A 21,215-nucleotide genomic window follows, 5' to 3' on the forward strand; every position below is an offset into this window, starting at 1 on the left:
TGCCATTGCCAGGCCTACGAGCCTGAAGGGTGTGAGGGCAGCCCGGTAGGAGCGTCCGTTCCCGCGTGGATGTACGCTCACGGCTTGATCTCCACACTGTTTTCCATGAGTTCCCTTCCCTGTCCAAGAGTTGCCATCACGATACCGCGGAGGGCGCTGGATTCGGGGTCGAGATATTCCCTCATATCGTGCTTCTCTGTGGCCGAATAATCGTCTCCGTACAGTGTGGTGTTGTTCGAGCTGAAGCCCCGGCCGCCCCACGATTCCATAGTCGGATCAATGCGGTGATCGGACTCCATGGAACCTTCAAAACGCGTTCCACCGATGCCTACGGAGGCTAGGCGGTCTCCATCGGCGGTCGATACATAGATTTCCCGGTTCCCGTCCCATCCGCGGTCCACCTTGAGGTCTTCCGCACGAACGCCTTCGTCCACTCCTGCTGATCCAATGTAAACGGCGCTGGAGATGGGGTAGAGGGTCTGGGTCAGGGCTTTGGTTGTCATGGTTGTTCCGTAGGAATGGGCCACAACGTTTACATCGGGTGCTCCTTCAGGGCCGTCGATAGTCCGGGTCAGGTAAAGCCCGTCGAGCGCGTCGGCGAAGTCCTGGGCCCCTCTTGTTGCGTGCCCGTTCTGCAGCCGGGAAGCAGCTTCCGATAAACGGGCCCGTTCGGTTTCCAGGTTTTCCAACTCCGCACCGGTATCGCCGAGCAGGCTCTGGACCTCCGCTACGTGAATATCGATTGCCATGTTTCGTTTCCCCCGAATTTCAAGTCGTGCTGCCGAGCTTACGAAATTCCAGTGGGCAGTTCTGCCCATGCCCGAGAGGACAAACATACGGGGAGGTCCCGCACGGATATGTGCGGGACCTCCCCGTATTGGTTGGTGCTTTTTCGTACCGGCTTATTGCCTTTGTTATTGCCGGCTATTTCCGGTCTGCCGGGGACTTTTCCAGGGCACTGGTCTCCGGGCCGTCGTCGTGCTCCCGGGTGTGCAGATCGAAGCTGGAACCGTGCTCCTCCACGCCGGCCTGGATGGCGCGGCCCACCACGGACACGGCGAGCTTGCGGCGCAGGGAGAGCGGATCCCTGGCCAGGTCCTTCGCGAGGGCGATTGTCATCAGCAGCATCACCACGGCAAACGGCAGGGCCGCCACAATGGTGATCCGCTGCAGCCCGTCCAGGGCTTCGGACGGTTCATCGCCGCCGGCCAGCAGCATCACCGCCGCCACTGCGCCGGTGAGGACGCCCCAGAAGATCACGACGCCGCGGGACGGCTTCTCCGCACCGTTGGAGCTGAGGGAAGCCATCACAATGGACGCGGAATCGGCACCGGTGACAAAGAAGATGGCCACGAGGATCATCGCCAGGACGCCGACGGCTCCGGCGAGGAGGTTGGGCATGGGCAGGGCCGCGAACAGGTCGAAGAGGGAACCGTCGAAGGAGATGGTCGGTTCACCGTCCACCATGGTCACCAGGCCGGCCTCTCCGTTGGCTGCCGCTTCCTGCTGGGTGCCGATGGCGGCGCCGCCGAAGATGGAGAACCAAACCACGCTGACCACGAACGGGACCAGCAGCACACCGGTGACGAACTGGCGGATGGTGCGGCCGCGGCTGATCCGGGCGATGAACATTCCTACGAACGGTGTCCAGGACAGCCACCAGGCCCAGTAGAAGATGGTCCAGCTGGAGAGCCATGCACGCATGGATTCGTCGCCGGCCACCTCGGTACGGGAAGCCATGGAGGCGAGGTTTGCGGCGTAGTCGCCAATGGCGGCCGGGATGACGTTCAGGATGAACAGCGTCGGACCGACCACAAAGATGATCGCAGCGAGCACCAGAGCCAGGACCATGTTGATGTTGGACAGCCACTGGATGCCCCGGGAGATGCCGGACACCGCTGAGGCTACGAAGCAGCCGGTCAGGATGGCGACAATCGCCACCAGGATCGGCGTGCCTACGGTGCCGAAGAAGCCGCCGGATTCCATGCCGCTGCCGATCTGCAGGGCACCTAGGCCCAGGGACGCAGCGGTGCCGAAGAGGGTGGCGAAGATAGCGAAGATGTTGAGCACCTTGCCCAGCGGGCCGTCCACCCGCTTCGCTCCGAAGAGCGAGGTGAAGGCGGAGGAAATCAATTGTTTCCGGCCAAGCCGGTAGGTGCCGTAGGCCATGGCAATGCCGACGACGGCGTACATGGCCCACGGGTGCAGGCCCCAGTGGAACAGGGAGGTCCCCATAGCGGTCTGCAGGGCCTCCGCGGTCTGGGCGTCAACGGTGCCCGGGGGAGGGGAGATGTAGTAGAACAGCGGTTCGGCGACGCCGTAGAACATCAGGCCGATGCCCATGCCGGCGGAGAACATCATGGCAATCCAGGACACGGTCCTGAACTGCGGTTCCTCGCCGTCCTGGCCCAGCGGAATCCGGCCGAAGCGGCCAACGGCAAGCCAGATGACGTAGACCACCAGGAAGGAGGCCAACAGGACAAAGAACCAGCCGGCATTGGTGATCACCCAGTCCAGCGCCGTTTGGGAAACGGAGGAGAGGTTCTCCGTGCCGAAGAAGCCCCAGGCGATGAACGCCAGGGCGAGGGCACCGGTCACGGCGAACAGCAGTTTGTCCAGCTTCGCGGGAATCTCACGACTCAGTGCCTTTTCCTGCTCGCGCTGTCCCTCGATCATCAGTTGGACAAGTTCGTGCTCCTGCTCCACCACGGGGATGGAGGATGTGGTCGATTCTTCGACCGTAATGGAGAGCCTGGCGGGCTCGACGGGATCGCCGTCGTGCGCCGCGGCATCGCGCGTGGGACCTTCAGTGGAAGCCATAGGCCTTTCCTTATGTCAGCGCAAAGGGCCCGAGCCCCGGTGGCGGGCTCGGGCAGGCAGAAGGGCAACCACTCCCGGCGAGGGCGCATGTGACGCGCCTACTGCCCGCCGGATTCCTTAAAGCAACGCGGTCCCGACTCTGCGTTCCTTTACATAATTCGCGAGTGTGTCCCTTCAAGGGTTGCGGCAGCCCACGCGGCAAGTCAAATTCACACGCCCGCAGCGAACCAGGAACGGCCCAATGGGGGAGCCGTCGGGCGGCGGCATTCTTAGGGGAGACGATGATGTAGCAGGACGCAGTGGGTCCCCGAGGCCCCTTAGGTTGTTGGCACCCGCATGTTGGGATCTTCGGAGCAGGGGCCCTCGTAGGACAGGCTGCTGAGGTGGTTGCCCGCTTGGTAGATCAGCGCGTTGCCCTCGGCGTCCTCGAGCGTGACGATGATGTAGTAGCCGGACCCGATGTCGGAGTGTCCCTGTGGAGAGAAGGTTCCGTTCGGGGTCCGACGCCGAACTGAACTCGTGGGCGCCCAAATCGCCAAGGAAAAAGTCCGGCCTATCCAGGGGGTGCGGCGGAAGGAGCCCGCAGCTCCACCGCGAGCAACAACGTCACGTGCGGCATTAGTGCAAACACTCTCGTTCTGCAACAGAATGGACTCGGTGTCCTTGCCCCGAACCGCAGTAATGACGCTGCAGTTGCGCAGCCACGGGAGAGCCGCTTTATGACAGTTCCCCCCCGAATGTCAGGAAGAACATAACCTGCCAGAGGAAATCCGTACATGGGGAGAGCTCCCCATGCAGAGGGAGAGGCGGGTTGGGACTGGTCCTGAGGGCCTCGGGGTGTTCGCGGGTTCCTTCGGCGGCAGAGGGACGGCACAGCCTGCAACGGTTAGGGACATGGCCAGCAAAGCTATGCCGGCCCGCGGTCAGCCGGCCTATTGCGCACCGAGTGTCCCCGAGCAGGCTTCGCGCAGCTTCTTCTTCAGCTTTCTCCGTGCCTCTGGCTCCAACCTGCTGCCAGCCCTCATCTGCTCAGGTGGTGGGAAATTCCATCGCAGGATCGTACGAGCACTGACCCTCGAATGTGAGGCTGCTGAGGTGGTTTCCCGCTTGGTAGAACAAAGAGGTGCCCTCTGCGTCCTCGAGGGAAACCATGATGTAGTAGCCCGATCCGTTGGACTCGGGAACGCCGGCACTGTACCGGTTGGTTTCCGCGAACCCCTGCTGCTCGAAGTGGGCGACATACTTTGCCACAGCCGCTTCCGGGTCTTCAACGGCGGGACCCAGGACCATCATGCTGTAGCGATACGCGCGTTTCTCGCCGCTGCCGGGCTTCAACCTGGTGCAAGTGTCCGCCATGAATCCACTCGTCTTAGTGCTGTCCCAGGGGGACCGTTCGTCATTGCTGTAGGTCCACTGTCCACCGTGGAATTCAGCGGTTTCGTTAATCAACTCCAGCATCCTGGCGAGCAGCTCTGCAGCAGGCTTGGACTCGTCCGCGGCTGTGCTTTGTTCACGTTTCATAGTGGTGTCCTCTGATTGAAAAGGCGCGGCGCAGCCGGCCACGGGCAGGAATAGGCAAAGAGACAGGGCAAGTGCGCAAGCTCTTAGTGCAGGCCGCTTCATCGCCTGCCCCATCCATGCGGATAGTAAGGCATTTCAGACTGCCTCTGCTTGAAAGCGCCCGCGGCTGCTTCCGCTAGTTCATCCTCCCGTTGCAGGACCTCATAGCCGTTTCCGCTCGTGATCTTGGCAACCGAGTCCAGGCTCTGTGTGCCGGTGTCCAGATACCCGTGCTCATCGTAGGTGTGCGTGGGGTTCCACTTGTCATCATCCGTTCCGAGGACAGAATGGCCCAGGGTCTGTTTCAGGCTCCTCTCCTCGTCCCCTTCGGAGCTGAACTCGTGGGATCCGAAGCCATCTCCCAGAGGATCCGTACGGAAGGATCCTCTGCGGCCCATCGGGGCGACGTCGTCCTGTGTCGCCTGGGTGGCAAACACTGCGGGTTGTCCGTCCGGGCCATCCTTGACGTGCATGTCCGAGGCTTCATCCACCACGGCGCCGTCCAGGCCTGCGGAACCGAAAAAGGCGACGGAGTTGATATCGAAATCAGTCCGGGTCAGAGCGTATGCCGTAGTGGTGGTGCCGTAGGAATGAGCGGCAACCGAGACATATGCAATGCGGCCGTCGCTGGCTGCATTGAAACCGTTCAGGGATGCGGCAAGCCGGTCTCCTCCGACATCGGCCTGGGCGGTGCTGAGGACATCCAAGGAAGGAGCATCGATCATCTCCGGGGTGTGATACCCGATCCATGCGACAACTGCGGGGTTGGATTCGCCGGATCTCACCTGGGCATCATAGATGTTTTGTGATGCTTGGGCCCAGTCGTCCATGGACCCCGCGGTGGTACCCATCCCGGGCACATTCCACGTGATGTTATCTGCGGTGTCCATGTTGCCGATGGCTATGGCAGCCAGCGGCGGGTGTGTGGGGTCGAAAGAGATGATCCCCCGGACGGTGCGGCCCACTCCGCCGCCCTTAGCGGCCCGTTCTATCTCCTTCAGGACGTCCAGCTGCGGTTGCCAACTTGGTTGGTTCTTGGCCAACGCTGTGACCCTGTTTATAGCCAGCCCCAGGGCCACTGTGTTCGCGGCAATACGGTCCGCGTAGGGAATGCCCTCCAGATTTCCCACTAATGAAGGAACCGCGTCTGAGATTGCCTTCCGCTGAGCGGGGGTGAGCTGATCCCACGCTTCCTTGTTCCTGCGGGGATCCGAACCCAATGGCGGCGGTGAAAGGACCGCCCCGGGGTTGCGGTCCAGGAACTGTTTCATTTGGGCGGGGGTCAGTCCTGCCAGAAGGGCAAGATACTGCTCCATAGCCACCGCCGGGTCGCCAATGGAGTTCTGCACACGGTTATAGGCCTGGGATACGTCCTGAACGAGGACTTCATCCAGAGTTTCCTTGCTGATCGGCGGGACGTCCGCCGTCCGGCGGACCAATGCCCGATGCGCCCGGTTGCATTCCTGCTCGGCTGACTGAAGTTCTGCCGCCAGCTGGTCCGCCTCCCGTTGGAGCTTCCACTGATCCAACCAGGCATCGGCGCTATCAGCCGCAGCCCCGATTTTGCTCAGGATGTCTCCAGCCAGGCCGCCATATTCCCCGATGCCGGCAATGATGTCGGCTTCCCGCTTGTCTTGCGCCTGGGCGGTTGCGATTTTGGCCTCGAGCTTGGCGCGCTTCTCCTTGATGGTCCGGATTTCTTCCGCGAACACCTCCAAAGCCTGCTTGGAGGAGCGCACGGCACGCAGGATCTCCTCGCTGTCGCGGCGGGGTTTGTCCATTGCCGTATACACAAGGTTGGCTTCCGGAGCCTGGTAGAAGGCTGTTACGGTCTGCCATTTGTCCTGGGTGTCCTCCAGCGTGTCGGCCATCCGCTCGGTACGCCGCTCGAGCCGGCCAGCGGCGGCAAGAAGCGCCGTTACGTTGGGCAGATTGTCCGTACCGCTCAAATCGACATTGATACTCACGTCAAACCCCACCTTCCGCGGGTCTGGTTGGGCTCCGCGTCTGACGGTGCCTGGTCACTAAGCAGAATTGCTTCAACTACTGGGACGCCGTTGATTTCGCGCGGCAGGGGGAGGGGCTCAGGCGTAACTCCGGTGCCCGGAAACCCGCCTGGCGCACTATCCGGCGCCGGCTCGAAAGGGATGGCCTCCGGCAAGGGCATCGGCTTGATATCGGCGTTTCCCGGCCACGGCATCACGGCTTCCCCCCGCGGCAGTTCGCCGGGAAGAGGATCGAAGGCGGGAGGATTGATCCAGAATCCGGGATCTATTCCCGGCCACCCGGGATTGCGGACCTGGTCGCCCGGAACGCCCGGGTTTGTTTCGGGCAGGGGAAGCGGCAACGGGTGGAGCACGTTTCCGCCCGGGTTTGTTTCGGGCAGGGGAAGCGGCAACGGGTGGAGCACATTCCCGCCCGGGTTTGTTTCGGGCAGGGGAAGCGGCAACGGGTGGAACACGTTTCCGGGACCCGGCAACAATGGCAGGTTTTGCACGGGCCCGGGCTGGTCTCCCGGGGATTCCGGTCCGCAGCAGTCACACCCGGGTTCGCAGCAATCGGCCGGTCTTTCGGGCGCCGGAGCAGGAGCAGCCGGCCGTTCCGGCACAGGAGCCGGGGCTGGGGCCGGGCCAGGCACAGGAGCCGGGGCCGGGGCAGGAGCAGGCGCAGCAGGGGCAGGAACTACGGGCATACGCACACTTGGTGCAGGTGCAGGTGCAGGTGCTGGCCCGGCTGGTGCAGGTACAGGCGCGGGCCCCCAGGCCGTCCGTCCTTTGGCCGCCTTTCCCACCGCCGCAGCTCCGGCCGCCCCGATAGCCAGCGGTGCGATGCTTGCGGCCGCCTGCTGCGCATTGGCAACCATTTCCTCGTCGCCCAGCTTGTAGGCATTTACTGCCCGCCGCGTGGCCCGAATTGCGTTCTCCGTCCGGACCAGCACGGCTTGGGCGACCGGCATCAGCGTTTCCGATGCGAACGTGGAAAACCCGGCCAAGGCCTTGCTGCTTCCCAGCGCGGTTTCAACACCGTCAATCCGGTCCTGAAGGTCGGTGTAAAGACTGTCGTTCTGCAACAGGATGGACTCGGTGTCCGTAATGATCCTGCCGACTGTTGCAGCGTCTATGTCATAGGCGCCCATTTTCTCCCCCTTGTAAGCGAGCCCTGCGGGACGATGCCGGCGCGGGGCAATGGGGGAACCGCTGAGCACCCCCCTGGCTGTTGGAGAGAAAGATAACCCAGTCTTGTGTCCTCCGTACATGGGGAGAACTCCCCATGTACGGAGGACGGCAGGCGGCGGAACCGCCTAGACCACGTTGGTGCCGAAAAGCATGCCCAGCAAATACGTGGCCGCCGCGGCGCCGAAACCAATGGCCAGCTGCCGCAGTGCGCGCTTGAGCGGGGAGGCACCGGACAGCAGGCCCACGACGGCGCCGGTCATCAGCAGCGCCAGGCCCACCAGGACGCAGGACAGGACAACAGCCGTGAGCCCGGTCAGGCCGAAGAGGTAGGGCAGGATCGGAACCACCGCGCCGGAGGCGAAGAAGCAGAAGCTGGACGCGGCAGCACCCAGCCCGGTTCCTACCGACTCGTGCTCATCGCGGGTCTCCTCCGCGTCCGCCTCGGGGTTGAGGGAGAAACTCGGGTCGCAGTCGCAGGTGTACAGCCCCATCCGTTCAGCCGCACGGTGCTCGGCGGCCTCCCGGGTCATTCCGCGGGCGCGGTACACCAGCACCAGTTCGTTGGCATCAATATCCAGGGACTTTGCGGCGGAGAGGGTGATCTGGGTGGGTCGGGACGCGTCCAGCAATTCGCGCTGGGAGCGAACCGAGACATACTCGCCGGCACCCATGGACAAGGCGCCCGAGAGCAGGCCGGCCAGGCCGGTGATCAGGATGAACGTGCTGGAGACACCGGTGGCGCCGATGCCCATGATCAGGGCGAGGTTACTGACCAGGCCGTCATTGGCGCCGAACACCGCTGCGCGGAAGTTTCCCGAGAGCCTGGTCCTGCCCCGGGTGGCCAGCCCGCGGACCACTTCCTCATGGATCTGCTCATCCGCGGCCATGGCGCTCGTGGCATTGGGATCCTGGGCGTAGGGCGAACGGCCCTCCGCCCGCTGGGCGAGGGCAAGGACAAACACGGAGCCAAAGCGGCGGGCCAGCAGGCCAAGCGCGCGGTTACGGAAAGATGCGCGCATCGGACGGCCGGCGTCGTCGCCCAGCAACTGGCGCCAATGCTCTTCATGCCGTCCCTCCGCCTCGGCGAGGGCCAGCAGGATGTCCCGTTCCTCGCCGTCGCGCCGTTCTGCAAGGTAACGGTAGGTCGCCGCCTCGGCACGCTCGTCGGCAAGATACTGACGCCAGCGCTTAAGGTCGGCGGCGGAGGGCGCGCGGGAGGCCGGCTCCGGCGAGGGGTGGGAATTCACGGTGCTCCTGACAGGGACCGGAACAGGGGCTCCGGCCAGTTAAAAGACAACTCTCTTCTGACCGAAGGTCTCGCTCGCCCCCGACATATGCCGGCGGGTGGACTGCCGGGACACTGCGGTGTCCAGTATGTCGACAGGCCTCGGCCTGCTGCACACCTTGGAACCATGACGTGCGGGCCGGAGCTACTCCCCTTCGACGTCCCAGTGTAGTCGAAACCGGGCCAGGCTGGAGGGACGGAACCCCCTGAACACGGCGTCGTCCGTTTTGAGCCGGCGGCTCAATAACTTAAGTCAATGGCGGGCAGGGGCTAAAGTCGATTACGTGAGCAAAAACTACCCTCTTACGGATCCGGACCGTCCATGGACCCGCCACTACAGCGAGGGGATCGTGGAGAACTTCCGTCTGCCGGAAGGTTCCCTTGTGGACATGGTGGAGACGTCGGTCCGCAAATTTCGATCCAAGACGGCCCTGGAGTTCTTTGGCGCGTCCACCAGCTATGAGGAACTGGGAGAGCAGATCCGCCGGGCCGCGGCAGGACTGTTCAAGCTGGGCGTCCGTAAAGGCGACCGCGTAGCGCTGGTGCTGCCCAACTCGCCGCAGCATGTGGTTGCGTTCTATGCGGTGCTGCGCCTCGGTGCGGTGGTGGTCGAACACAACCCGCTGTACACCGACCGCGAACTCCGGCACCTGTTTGAGGACCACGGCGCCACGGTGGCCATTGTCTGGGACAAGACGGCGCAGCAGATCCAGGACCTGCCGGCGGACATCCCCGTGCGGACCATCGTGTCCGTCAACCTGATCGACGCCATGCCGCTCTCCAACCGGATCGCCCTAAAACTGCCCGTCGCCAAGGCACGCGAGGCCCGTAGTGCCCTCACCTCGGAAACGAAACTGCGCAGCGGAAGGCGCAAGGTGCTCACGTGGAAGGCCTTGCTGGACAGCCGGGCGCTGCGCCGCCGGCATCCCCGGCCTGAGTCGGCCGATCTGGCGGCCATCCAGTACACCAGCGGAACCACCGCGGACCCCAAGGGCGCCATGCTCACGCATGCGAACCTGATGGCCAACGCCGCGCAGGGGGTCGCCTGGGTTCCCGGACTGCGGCCGGGCAAGGAAACCTTCTACGCCGTGCTGCCAATGTTCCACGCCTACGGCCTGACCCTCAGCCTTACCTGCGCCATGAGCCTGGGCGCCCGGCTGGTGCTGTTCCCGAAGTTCGACGTTGACCTGACGCTCAAGGCGATGAAAAAGTCGCCCGCCACGTTCCTGCCCGCCGTGCCGCCCATCTATGACCGGCTGGCCAAGGCCGCGGCGGAGCAGGGCGTGTCCCTGCGCGGGATCCGGTTCGCCATTTCCGGGGCCATGAACCTGCCGCTGAAGACTGTCGAAACCTGGGAAGCAGCCACCGGCGGGCACCTGATCGAAGGCTACGGGCTGACGGAAACCTCGCCGGTGGCGCTGGGCAATCCGTTTGCGGCCAGCCGCAAGCCCGGTACCGTGGGCGTGCCGTTCCCCTTGACGGACATCCGCATTGTGGACCCGGAAAACCCTGCTGTGGACGTGCAGCCGGGCACCCCCGGTGAACTGCTGATCAAGGGACCGCAGGTTTTCAAGGGCTATTGGAACAAACCCAAGGAATCGGAAGCGGCAATGCTCGACGGCGGATGGTTCCGTACCGGCGACATTGTCTCCGCGGACGAAGACGGTTTTGTCACCATCCGGGACCGGATCAAGGAACTGATCATCACCGGCGGGTTCAATGTCTCGCCCTCCGAGGTGGAGGAAGCGCTGAAGCGCCACGAATCCGTGGAGGACGCCGCCGTGGTGGGCATGGCACGAACGGGCGGCGGCGAGGATGTGGTGGCCGCAGTAGTGGTCAAGTCCGGCAGCGGGTTCAACGCCGAAGGGCTGCGCACCTACGTCCGCAATGAGCTGGCCGCCTACAAGGTTCCGCGCCGTATTGTGGAGATCCAGGAGCTGCCCCGGTCCCTGATCGGCAAGGTCCTTCGCCGGCATGTCCGCGACAACCTGCAGAACGGTGATGGCAGCGCCACCCCCAACGAGGGCGCCGCCCCCGACAACGCCCAGACCAAGCCCTGAACAGGAAAAGAGCGGATATGAGCGCGTCAGAACCGGACCGGATGGAACGGCACTCCCAACCCGACCACACAAGGCCCGGCCGATACTGGAGCGGTGCGCTCGGCCACGCCGGACAGCGGTCGGCGCAGATCCTGCTGATCCTCCTGCTGGTTTCCGTCGCCGTGTACGGCCTGACGCGGATCACCCTGGTCGTGATCCCGGTTCTGCTCGCGCTCATCCTGGGGGCGGCCATTGCCCCGTTCGTGAACTGGCTGCGCCGGAAGGGGTGGCCCAGTGCTTTGGCTACGGGCCTGTCCTTCCTGCTCCTGTTGGCCGTCTTCGGCGGGTTGATCACCGGGATCGTGTTCGCCATCCGCAGCGAGTGGTCCTCCCTGGTGGACCAGGCCGTGCAGGGGTTCGACAAGCTTTACGACTTTGTGCAGAACGGTCCTTTGCCGATCGATGACAACATGCTGCGCAATGCGCGGGACTCGGCCATCGACTTCGCCACCAGCAGTACGGTGGGCAACGGGGCGCTCGCCGGCCTCTCTGCCGCCACGTCCTTCGCCACCGGGTTCCTGCTGATGGCCGTGGTCCTGTTCTACTTCCTGAAGGACGGGGACCGCATCTGGGCGTTCTTCCTGCGCATGTTCCCGGAGGACCGGCGCGACAAGGCCCGCCTCTCCGGGTTCCGGGTCATGGAGGTCCTTGGCGGGTACATCCGCGGCACGGCCATTGTGGCGTTGGTCGACGCCGTCTGCATCGGTGCCGCCCTGTTCTTCCTGGGGGTGCCGCTGGCCCTGCCGCTGACCGTCATTGTCTTCGTCGGCTCGTTCATTCCGCTGGTCGGAGCCACGGCAGCCGGCGTCTTCGCCGCCCTGATCGCGCTGGTGGCCAACGGCCCCGTGGTGGCCCTGGTGGTGGTGGTCGTCATCATCCTGGTGAACCAGCTGGAAGGCAACTTCCTCCAGCCGGTGGTCATGGGCAAGTCGCTGAGCATCCACGCCCTGGTGATCCTGCTGGCGCTGACCGCCGGGACCATCCTGGCCGGCATCATCGGTGCCATCCTGGCCGTGCCGATTGCCGCCGTCGGCTGGGCCGTCATCAAGGTCTGGACCGGAGAGGATACCGGGGAAGACATCAAAGACGCCGCGGAAGTCCCGGACCCGAAGGAACAGCCCGAGATGGAATCCGCCGAATAGCAGCACTGGCTTCGGCGCTGCAGCCGGCACCCCAACCGATCGGGGTGCCGGCGGACCGCTACGCCGGTACGACGTCCTCTTCTGCCGGCACCTCGCCAGCCACCCGGCGATCCCAGGCCGCCCGGACGGCCGGCTCCGTGGGCCTGCTCAGCAGGGATACGACCACATAGGACAAGGCCGAGGAGGCAAGTCCGAAGTAGATCGGCTCGTTTGCATACACGCCGTCATAGGGCACGGCGGCGGTGATCTCGAGATAGATCATGGTGCCGAGCGTGGCCACGGTGCCAACGGCCATGGACACGCCCGCAGCTAGTCCGGTTCCGCGCTTCCACACCAGCCCGCCCAGGATGGCAACCAGCAGGCCGCCCACCAGGATGTCGTAGGCAATGGTCAGGGCCGCGAGCACATCCTGAACCACAACGGCCAGCGCAATAACCGCCACGCCCAGCCCCAGGACCCAGTAGCGGTTGGACGCGACGTCGTGGCCTGCCTCCGGTTCAGCGGCCGCCCCGGCGGCAGTTCCGCGGCGGAACCAGCCGGAGACGAAGGGCACGACGTCGGTGCGGGCCACTGTGGCGGCGGCGATCAGGGCCCCGGAAGCGGTGGACATCATGGCGGCTACTGCGGCGGCCAGGACCAGGCCGCCGATTCCGACGGGCAGCAGGTTCATGGCTACGTCCGCATACACGTCGTCCTTGGACTCGATGGCAGGCAGTGCGACGGCGGCACCCATGCCGATCAGGGCGCCGGCAATGCCGTAGAGGATGCAGTAGATACCCGCCGCCGTACCGCCCCAGCGGGCCACCTCCGGGGTACGCGCAGTGAAGACCCGCTGCCAGATGTCCTGCCCGATCAGCAGGCCAAGGGTGTAGACGACAAAGTAGGTGACAATGCTTTGCCACCCGATGCCGGTGACGCTGAAGAACTCCTCACCCAGCCGTTCCCGGATGCCGTCAAAACCGCCCGCAGAGTTGAGTGTGAAGGGCAGCATAAGGGCGAACACGCCGAGGGTCTTGATGATGAACTGGGCCATGTCCGCCAGGGTGATGGACCACATGCCGCCGATGGTTGAGTAGATCAGCACCACCACGCCGCCCACAGTGATCGCCAGCCAGCGCTCCCAGCCGAAAAGGACGACGAAAACGGTGGCGTACGCCCCGGTGGAGGTGGCGCACAGCATCAGGGTGTACGCAAGCATCACAATCGAGGACATCTTGGTGGCCCCGGGCCCGTAGCGCAGCGTGAGCATTTGCGAGACGGTGTAGATCTTCAGCTTCTGCAGAGTAGATGCGAAGAGCAGGCTCAGCAGCAGCACGCCGGTGCCGATAGCCACAACCAGCCACATGCCGGAAATACCGAACTTGTAGCCCAGGCCGACCCCGCCCACCGTGGAGGCGCCGCCCAGCACAACGGCGGCCATGGTGCCGGTGTAGAAAACCGGGCCGAGGCGCCGCCCGGCTACGAGATAGTCGCTGACGTTTTTCGTGCGGGACTTGCCCCACCAGCCAAAGCCAAGCATAGCCAGCAGGTACACCACCACGATGGTGCCGTTTACGTATTCCATTGCAATCCTAGGTTCGGGGGCTATATTGCCTGCGAGGCAACAAGTGTTTACTGGACGCTAATGTGCTGCGGAGCACATGGTCAACGTAGCCCGGCCGGAATTCCGCTAGGTTACGTGCCTGTTTCGCTCGGTATGCTCAAAGGGGTGCACTTAGGCATCGTCAGTGAAAGGACCCATCCGGAACATGAAGGCCCTGCCCGTAGAATCCAGCAATGCGCCGGTAGCCATCGGCGTCCGGATCCGTGCTGCGCGCCAGGCCCGGCGGATGACCATTGAACAGGTCGCGGAATCTACCGGCCTGACCAAGGGGTTCCTGAGCCGGGTGGAACGGGACCTCACGTCACCGTCCGTGGCATCGCTGCTCACCCTGTGTGAGGTGCTCTCCATCTCGATAGGCGACCTGTTTTCCGCACCGGAAACCAACGTCACCCGCTGGCAGGACGCCCCGCGGGTCCATCTGGGCGGGGAAGGAATCGAAGAACGCCTGGTCACTGCCCGCACTGAACGACGGGTCCAGATGGTCCGGTCAGTAATTGCCCCGGGCGGCTCCGGCGAAGCGGACCTTTATTCCGTGGACTGCGAGGTCGAGGTGCTGCACGTGGTCCAAGGAAGCTTCGAACTGATCCTCGGTACCGAGACCATGGGGCTGGGCACGGGGGACACCGTGACCTTCCCGGGGCGCGAACCGCATTCCTGGCGCAACACCTCGCAGGAAGAGACCATTGTGCTCTGGACGCTCGTCAGCCCCGGCGGATCCTAGCCGCCGCAGCCGTAGAGGCAGCGTGAACCCGCCGGCGCCGGGCAAGCGGGCGGTTCGGAATCAGGATGCCGAAGCGGCGGCTTCGGCGGGCACTGTGGATCCGGTCAGCCGCGCCAGGTACTCCACCGCGCCGGCAATATCCCGTCCGGTGGAGCGGTAGCCCACATACCCGTCCGGGCGGACCACCAGCAGTTCGGGGCGGCGTGCGCTCAGGCCCAGGCGGTGGAAGGCCAACCCGCTGACGTCCTTAATGAGGTCGGGACTGTTGGCGATCAGGCTGCTGCCGGCGATCAACTGGCGGACGGTCAGCAGGCCCGCCAACTGCGGCAGGGCGGCCTGGAACTGCTCCGGGGAAGGCCAGCCGGGACCGCAGAGCAGGACGGTGAAGCCCGCGGTGACAGCCAGGTCCTGCAGCCGCCGCTCCCGGTCCTGGTAAATGACATCGGCGTCGGGCAGCCGGTCGCCTGGCCGGGGGCCGCGGGAGAGCAGTGCCGGCAGCCGGGAGGGCCCCGACTCCACCATGCTGCTGCCGCGGTAGTTGACGTTGAGCTGGGACATGGTCCGGAAGAGGCGGGAGCGCAGTCCGTCCCAGGCGATGGCCTTGGGTGCCACAGCGGGCAGGAGCTTGGTGCGCGGCAGCTTCTTCAAACCGTTGCGGCTGGTGGCCAGTTTGAAGATGCGGTCAGTGGTGGATACTACGTTCTGTCCCACGGGACGCCGCTCCGCATCGTAGCTGTCAATAAGTTCATCGCTGGCCAGGCCGCGTGCACCGAGCGCCAGTTTCCAGCCCAGGTTCAGTGCGTCCTGGATGCCGGTGTTCATGCCCTGGGCCGCCACGGGGGAGTGGACGTGGGCGGCATCGCCGGCCAGGAACACGGAGCCCCGCTGGAAGTATTCAGCCATCTGGTGGGAAAGCCGGAAAGTGCTGATCCACCGCGGATCCCGCACAGTGACGGCCCCGTGCGTGAAGGTCTCGGCCATGTCCTGGAGGGTTTCAAGCGTGGCCGGCCGGCCCGCCGGCTTGATGCCGATCATCCGCCAGGTGGCGGGGCCGCCCAGCGGGAACAGGAACAGGAAACCATCCTCGGTGGGGTAGGAATGCACGGTTTCCGGTTCGGCGCCGTCGATTTCCAGGTCGGCCAGGATGAAGGTGTCGGGGTAGGCTCCGCCGCGCCAGTCCATGCCTGCCTTGGCGCGGACCGAACTGTCCGCGCCGTCGGCGCCCACGACGTAGCGGGCGCGGATCCGTTCAATACCGCGGTCCATTCGCTGGATCTTGGCTTCCATGCCGGCGAACGGGTCCTCAGGATCCAGCCGCTCCAGGTCCTGCAGTTCCGCACCGCGTTCAATGCGTACCCGGCGCGAGAGCAGGTATTGCGTCAGGATGCGCTCGGTTTCGGTCTGGGACAGGAACAGCAGCTGCTGGAACGCCGAATCATCCAGGCCGCTGTCGAACACATCCACTTCCAGGGTTTCCTCCGGCAGATGGAGGTGCACCTGCCGTGCCGGGCGCCCCGCCGCGGCCAGTTCGCCGCTGACGCCGAAGGGCCGCAGTGCCTCGAGGGTGCGGGGCTGGATGGCGATGGCACGGGACTCGGTGCCGGGAGCCTGCCGCCGGTCAATGATGCGGAAACTCGTGCCGAAAGCGCTGAGCTGGGCAGCCAGGGCAAGGCCGGTTGGTCCTGCGCCCACAATCAGGACGTCGACGTCGTAGTTCGGGTCTGCGCTGTTATCGTGGGCCACCATGTCTTCAGCCTAGTCTTGACCGCGAGCGCAGTTCCACTTTAGCCTTTCGGTAAACATTTGATTACCCCTAGGTAACTGTCGCGGCGACGCCGCGCGCACCGGATCCGGAGACATATACATGGACAACCTTCCCCGCGTCAGCGCCAACGGCAACATCGGTCCGGTGGATGCCGCCCAGGTCCCGCGCTACGCCGGTGCCGCCACCTTCGCCCGGCTGCCCCGCCTGGACCAAGTGGACCGCGCGGAAGTGGCCGTTGTGGGTGTGCCCTTCGACAGCGGTGTTTCCTACCGGCCCGGTGCCCGGTTCGGCGGCAACCACGTACGCGAGGCAAGCCGCCTGTTGCGGCCCTACAACCCGGCCATGGATGCCTCTCCGTTCGCAAACCTGCAGGTGGCCGACGCCGGAGACATGGCCGTGAACCCCTTCAACATCAACGAAGCCATTGAGGCCGTCCAGCAGAACGCGCTGGACCTGACCCGGGACGGCACGAAGCTCCTGACCCTGGGCGGTGACCACACCATCGCCCTGCCGCTGCTGCGTGCCGCCTCCGAGCGGGCCGGCTCCCCGGTGGCCATGCTGCACTTCGATGCGCACCTGGACACCTGGGACACCTACTTCGGTGCCGAATACACGCACGGCACGCCGTTCCGCCGGGCCGTTGAGGAAGGCATCCTGGACACCGAGGCCATTTCCCATGTAGGCACCCGCGGCCCGCTCTACGGCAAAAAAGACCTGGAGGATGACCGGCGGTTCGGCTTCGGCATCCTGACTTCCTCGGATGTTTTCCGCCAGGGCGTGGACGAGGTGGTTGCCAAGCTGCGGGACCGCATCGGAAACCGGCCGCTCTATGTGTCGGTGGATATCGATGTCCTGGACCCGGCACATGCCCCGGGCACCGGCACCCCCGAAGCCGGCGGCATGACCAGCCGCGAACTGCTGGAGATCCTGCGCGGACTGCGCGGACTGAACCTGGTGGGGGCCGACGTCGTCGAAGTCGCCCCGGCCTACGACCACGCCGACATTACGGCGGTGGCCGCCTCGCACGTTGCCTACGACCTGATTACCCTGATGGGACTTTCGGCATGAGTACCGATTTCGCAGCCGATGTTTCCGCCGCCCCCGCCGGGGCGGTCCGCAACGGCGGGGACCTCGTGGTGGAAACCCTCGAAGCGCTCGGCGCCACCAAGGTCTTCGGTATTCCCGGCCAGCATGCGCTGGGCCTGTTTGACGCCCTTTCGCGCTCCCGCCTGGAGTTCATCTCCTCGAGGGTGGAGAACAATTCGGCCTTTGCCGCTGACGGCTTCTCGCGGGCCACGGGGCAGGTGGGCGTGCTCTTCCTCTCGACCGGTCCCGGGGCGCTGACTTCCCTGGCCGGGCTGCAGGAGGCCTACGCCACCGGTGTGCCCATGATTGTGGTGGCCAGCCAGATCCCCATCGAGGGCCTGGGCGCCCGGCGCCGCGGCATGCTGCACCAGCTCGATGACCAGAAGGCCTCGGCGGCCAACGTCACCAAGAGCCAGCGGCTGATCCAGCACGCCTCCGGCATTCCGTCCGCCATCCAGGATGCCTGGACCGAGGCCATCTCCTCACCCATGGGGCCGGTGTGGATCGAGGTTCCGCAGAACGTGCTGCTCAACCCCGTGATGGTGCCCGCTGTCGAGGACGCGCTGGCGGAGCCGTTCGACAACCCGCCGCGCAGCGAACTGGTCAAGGAAGCGGTCCGTTGGCTGGGGGAGGCCCGCCGTCCCGCCATCATTGCCGGCGGCGGGGTGCGCCGGGCCGGTGCGGAAGAGCCGCTGCGCTCCATCGCCGAGAAACTGCACGCCCCCGTGATCTGCACCCCCGGCGGCAACGGGGCCTTCCCCTGGAACCATCCACTCTCGCTGCAGTCCTGGATGGAGGACCGCTACATGACGGAGGTGCTGGAAGACGCCGACGTCCTGGTGGTCATCGGCTCCTCGCTGGGGGAAGTGACCTCCAACTACTTCACCATGGCACCGCGCGGCCGGATCATCCAGATTGACGCCGAACCCCGCGTGCTTGAATCCAACCGGCCGGCGCTGGGCATCCGCGCCGATGCCCGGCAGGCCCTCGAGGCCCTGGATGAGGTGCTGCCCGCAGCCGCCGTCCGGCCGGACTGGCGCGGACAGGCTGCCGAGGAGCTGGTGGCCGGTGCCCTGGCCAAGGTGCAGTCCCGGCTGGACGGCCAGGACCTGGGCATGGAGCGGAAGTTCATGGCCGACATCCGTGCCGCCGTCCCGGACTCCATGCAGACCTACTGGGACATGACCATCTCCGCCTACTGGGCGTGGAGCTGCTGGGACGCCAGGACCGGAGCCTTCCACTCCGCCCAGGGAGCCGGTGGCCTGGGATACGGCTACCCGGGGGCGATCGGGGGAGCCGTCGGCCTGGGCGAGCGGGTGCTCGCGGTTTCCGGAGACGGCTCGGCCATGTATTCCATTGCGGAACTGGCCACCGCCCGGCAGCATAACCTGCCGGTCACCTGGCTGATCGTGGACGACGGCGGCTATGGCATCCTGCGCGAGTACATGGAGGACGCTTTCGGCAAGGCGACTGCCACGGAACTGGCCGGCCCGGATTTCGTGCAGCTCGCCGAATCCTTCGGCGTGCCGGCCCGGCGCTGTACACCGGGTGAGATTGGCGGGGTGCTGGCCGAATCCTTTGCCGCGGAAGGCCCGAACGTGGTGGTGGTGGAAGCCCGGATCGGGCTGTTTGCGCCGACTCATCTCGCATGATGGACATCCCGGTTTAGTTAGTTGACCTAGGTAAATAGCGCTCGTATAGTTGCCTAGGTCAACTATCGATCCCGTTTTCCGGAGGCGACCCCCTTTTGCCCGTTCAGCAGCACACGGCAGAAGACCTTACCCGCAAGGTCTTTGCCCTGCAGCAGGCACTGCGCGCACTCACCCATCACAGTGTTGACCATGGCGGCCCGGGCGTGGCACTGCAGGGTGTCATGCGGATGATCGGCGAGGACGGCGAGCTGCGAGCCACCGAACTCGCTGCCAAGCTGGGCATCGGGCCGGCCGGGCTCAGCCGCCATGTTGCCGAACTGGAGGAGCTGGGATACGTCCACCGCCGTCCGCACCCGCAGGACCGGCGCGCCTACCTGATCCGTCTCTCCGACTTGGGCGAGTCCGTTCTCGCCGAGGCCCTGCAGCGCCGGTCCGCCGTGCTGCAGCAGACCCTGTCCGACTGGTCCGAAGAGCAGGCGCAGCGTGCCGCGGAATCCATCGGGGCACTTTCGGACAGCCTTTTCGCCTCCCTGCGCACGCCCGGACCGGGGCTTCCCGCCTCCGAGGCCGCGCCGTCAATCCCTACCCCGCAGGAGCAAACAACTAAGTGACCGAAACCAAGACAGCCCGGACGAAACATGTACCGGGCGAAATGAGCCACCGCCAGATCCTGCAGGCCCTCACCGGACTGCTTGCCGCACTGTTTACCGCCATGCTGAGCACCACCATCGTGGCCAACGCGCTGCCCACCATCATGGCTGACCTGCACGGCACCCAGACGGACTTCGCCTGGGTGGTTACTGCCGCCCTGCTGGCCAACGCCGTAAGCACTCCCATCTGGGGAAAGCTCGCGGACCTGTTCAACAAAAAGCTGCTGGTCCAGCTCAGCATTGTTATCTTCGTGGCCGGCTCCGTCCTGGCAGGTTTCGCCCATTCGATGCCGCTGCTGCTGACTGCCCGCGTTATCCAGGGCCTGGGTATGGGCGGACTCACCGCCCTGGCACAGGCCATCATCGGCTCGATCATTCCGCCGCGCGAACGCGGCCGGTACTCCGGTTACATGGGTGCGGTCATGGCAGTCGCCACCGCCGGCGGCCCGCTGCTGGGCGGCTTCATCGTGGACAGCCCCCTGGGCTGGCGCTGGACCTTCTTCCTCTGCGTGCCCCTCGCGGTGATCGCCCTGTTCCTGCTGCAGTTCACCCTGCGCCTGGAGCACGTGCGCCGTCCCGCGCGGATCGACTGGCTGGGATCCATCCTGCTCAGCGCGGGAATTTCGCTGCTCCTGATCTGGGTTTCCTTCGCCGGCAAGGACGGCTACTACGAGTGGATGTCCTGGCAGACCGCCGCCATGGTGGGCGGCTCCGTGATCCTCCTGGCCCTGCTGGTGCTGGTGGAGTCCAAGGTTCCGGAACCGATCATTCCGCTGAAGATCATCAGCCAGCGCACCACGGCACTGGCCATCCTGGCTTCGGTAGCCGTCGGCATCGCCATGTTCGGTTCCACCACCTTCCTGGGCCAGTACTTCCAGCTCGCCCGCGGCTTCACCCCCACCGAAGCCGGCCTGTTGATGCTGCCGATGATTGCAGGCAACCTGCTGGGCTCGGTGGGCTCCGGCCTGCTGATCACCCGCTTCGGCAAGTGGAAGCGCTACCTGGTGATCGGCACCATCCTTGTGATCATCGGCACCGCACTGGCGGGCATCATCGACCACGAAACCCAGATGGTCCTGGTGAGCCTGTTCATCTTCATCCTGGGCGTGGGCATGGGCCTGCTGATGCAGAACCTGGTGCTCGCGGTACAGAATACGGTCAAGGTCACCGACATCGGTTCCGCCAGCGCCTCCATCGCCTTCTTCCGCACGGTCGGCGGCGCTATCGGCGTCTCCGTGCTGGGCGCCGTGCTCTCCAGCTCGGTATCCCGGCGGGTCACGGAGGAACTGTCCAACGCAGGCGTTCCGACCGGCGGAAGCAGCACCACTGCCACGCTGGACCTGGCCCAGCTGCCGCCGCAGATCCAGGAATTCTTCCGCATCGCCTACGCGGAAGGCACCGCGGACATCTTCCGGATTGCCGCCGTAGTGGCCGTGGTTGCCTTGGTTGCCGTGCTGTTCATCAAGGAGCAGGCCCTGCGCCGGACTCTGGACATCAAGCCCACGTCCGCGAACCCGGTGGAACCCGGGCTGACCGGCGGAACGGAAATGCTGCAGACCGGCGCGCTGTCCGCCGTCCCTGCGGCGGACGCCGGTGCGGCCGCTTCCGAAGGTGCTGCCAGCGCAGCCGCCGCCCGCAACACCCCGCAGAAGTAGG

16 protein-coding genes are annotated in these 21,215 nt (G+C 65.2%); 7 read left to right on the plus strand and 9 right to left on the minus strand.

The window, feature by feature from the left end:
* Positions 1-77 precede the first annotated feature (77 nt).
* The 7 genes from AC5RUF_RS09880 to AC5RUF_RS09910 form a co-directional block, all read right to left on the minus strand.
* A complete protein-coding gene (locus tag AC5RUF_RS09880) occupies positions 78-749 on the minus strand; it encodes an alpha/beta hydrolase (RefSeq protein WP_494130459.1) in 672 nt (223 codons plus the stop codon).
* 175 nt (positions 750-924) lie between these two features.
* Positions 925-2,820: a BCCT family transporter gene (locus AC5RUF_RS09885; RefSeq protein ID WP_493996688.1), complete on the minus strand. Its 1,896-nt coding sequence runs from the start codon at positions 2,818-2,820 to the stop codon at positions 925-927.
* Positions 2,821-3,137: 317 nt separating this feature from the next.
* On the minus strand, positions 3,138-3,359 hold the full coding sequence (locus AC5RUF_RS09890; RefSeq protein WP_493996687.1) for a hypothetical protein: 222 nt from the start codon (positions 3,357-3,359) through the stop codon (positions 3,138-3,140).
* A 490-nt stretch (positions 3,360-3,849) separates the two neighbouring features.
* Complete coding sequence (locus AC5RUF_RS09895; protein WP_494130460.1) at positions 3,850-4,341, minus strand: hypothetical protein; 492 nt, start codon at positions 4,339-4,341, stop codon at positions 3,850-3,852.
* A gap of 98 nt (positions 4,342-4,439) precedes the next feature.
* On the minus strand, positions 4,440-6,359 hold the full coding sequence (locus AC5RUF_RS09900; protein ID WP_494130461.1) for an alpha/beta hydrolase: 1,920 nt from the start codon (positions 6,357-6,359) through the stop codon (positions 4,440-4,442).
* Positions 6,344-7,636: a DUF6507 family protein gene (locus tag AC5RUF_RS09905; protein ID WP_494130462.1), complete on the minus strand. Its 1,293-nt coding sequence runs from the start codon at positions 7,634-7,636 to the stop codon at positions 6,344-6,346. The genes AC5RUF_RS09900 and AC5RUF_RS09905 overlap by 16 nt, the downstream gene beginning before the upstream one ends.
* 45 nt (positions 7,637-7,681) lie before the next feature.
* Positions 7,682-8,803: a VIT1/CCC1 transporter family protein gene (locus tag AC5RUF_RS09910; protein WP_493996434.1), complete on the minus strand. Its 1,122-nt coding sequence runs from the start codon at positions 8,801-8,803 to the stop codon at positions 7,682-7,684.
* 322 nt (positions 8,804-9,125) lie between these two features.
* Between AC5RUF_RS09910 and AC5RUF_RS09915 the strand changes: the two genes are divergently transcribed.
* Positions 9,126-10,901, plus strand: a complete 1,776-nt coding sequence (locus tag AC5RUF_RS09915; RefSeq protein WP_494130463.1) for a long-chain-fatty-acid--CoA ligase — start codon at positions 9,126-9,128, stop codon at positions 10,899-10,901.
* A gap of 17 nt (positions 10,902-10,918) precedes the next feature.
* Positions 10,919-12,082: an AI-2E family transporter gene (locus tag AC5RUF_RS09920; RefSeq protein ID WP_494130464.1), complete on the plus strand. Its 1,164-nt coding sequence runs from the start codon at positions 10,919-10,921 to the stop codon at positions 12,080-12,082.
* Between the two features lie 58 nt (positions 12,083-12,140).
* On the opposite strand, the gene AC5RUF_RS09925 is transcribed toward AC5RUF_RS09920, so the two are convergent.
* Complete coding sequence (locus AC5RUF_RS09925; RefSeq protein ID WP_494130465.1) at positions 12,141-13,646, minus strand: sodium:solute symporter family protein; 1,506 nt, start codon at positions 13,644-13,646, stop codon at positions 12,141-12,143.
* 184 nt (positions 13,647-13,830) lie between these two features.
* On the opposite strand from AC5RUF_RS09925, the gene AC5RUF_RS09930 reads away from it, so the two are divergent.
* Positions 13,831-14,406, plus strand: coding sequence for a cupin domain-containing protein (locus AC5RUF_RS09930; RefSeq protein ID WP_493996430.1), 576 nt, complete (start codon positions 13,831-13,833; stop codon positions 14,404-14,406).
* Positions 14,407-14,466: 60 nt separating this feature from the next.
* On the opposite strand, the gene AC5RUF_RS09935 is transcribed toward AC5RUF_RS09930, so the two are convergent.
* The gene (locus AC5RUF_RS09935) at positions 14,467-16,152 is read right to left on the minus strand and encodes an FAD-dependent monooxygenase (RefSeq protein ID WP_493996429.1); all 1,686 of its coding nucleotides are present in this window, start codon (positions 16,150-16,152) and stop codon (positions 14,467-14,469) included.
* 118 nt (positions 16,153-16,270) lie between these two features.
* On the opposite strand from AC5RUF_RS09935, the gene speB reads away from it, so the two are divergent.
* From speB to AC5RUF_RS09955, 4 genes are all read left to right on the plus strand, one after another.
* Positions 16,271-17,239 carry an agmatinase gene (gene speB, locus AC5RUF_RS09940; protein ID WP_493996428.1) on the plus strand — a complete coding sequence of 323 codons (969 nt, stop codon included), beginning with the start codon at positions 16,271-16,273 and terminating at the stop codon, positions 17,237-17,239.
* Positions 17,236-18,909, plus strand: coding sequence for a thiamine pyrophosphate-binding protein (locus AC5RUF_RS09945; RefSeq protein ID WP_494130466.1), 1,674 nt, complete (start codon positions 17,236-17,238; stop codon positions 18,907-18,909). The genes speB and AC5RUF_RS09945 overlap by 4 nt, the downstream gene beginning before the upstream one ends.
* A 95-nt stretch (positions 18,910-19,004) precedes the next feature.
* Positions 19,005-19,520: a MarR family winged helix-turn-helix transcriptional regulator gene (locus tag AC5RUF_RS09950; protein WP_493997920.1), complete on the plus strand. Its 516-nt coding sequence runs from the start codon at positions 19,005-19,007 to the stop codon at positions 19,518-19,520.
* A 41-nt stretch (positions 19,521-19,561) separates the two neighbouring features.
* Complete coding sequence (locus AC5RUF_RS09955) at positions 19,562-21,214, plus strand: MDR family MFS transporter (RefSeq protein ID WP_494130474.1); 1,653 nt, start codon at positions 19,562-19,564, stop codon at positions 21,212-21,214.
* The last annotated feature ends 1 nt before the right edge of the window (position 21,215 follow it).

The sequence above is a fragment of the Arthrobacter sp. Y3224198 genome (assembly GCF_059090025.1).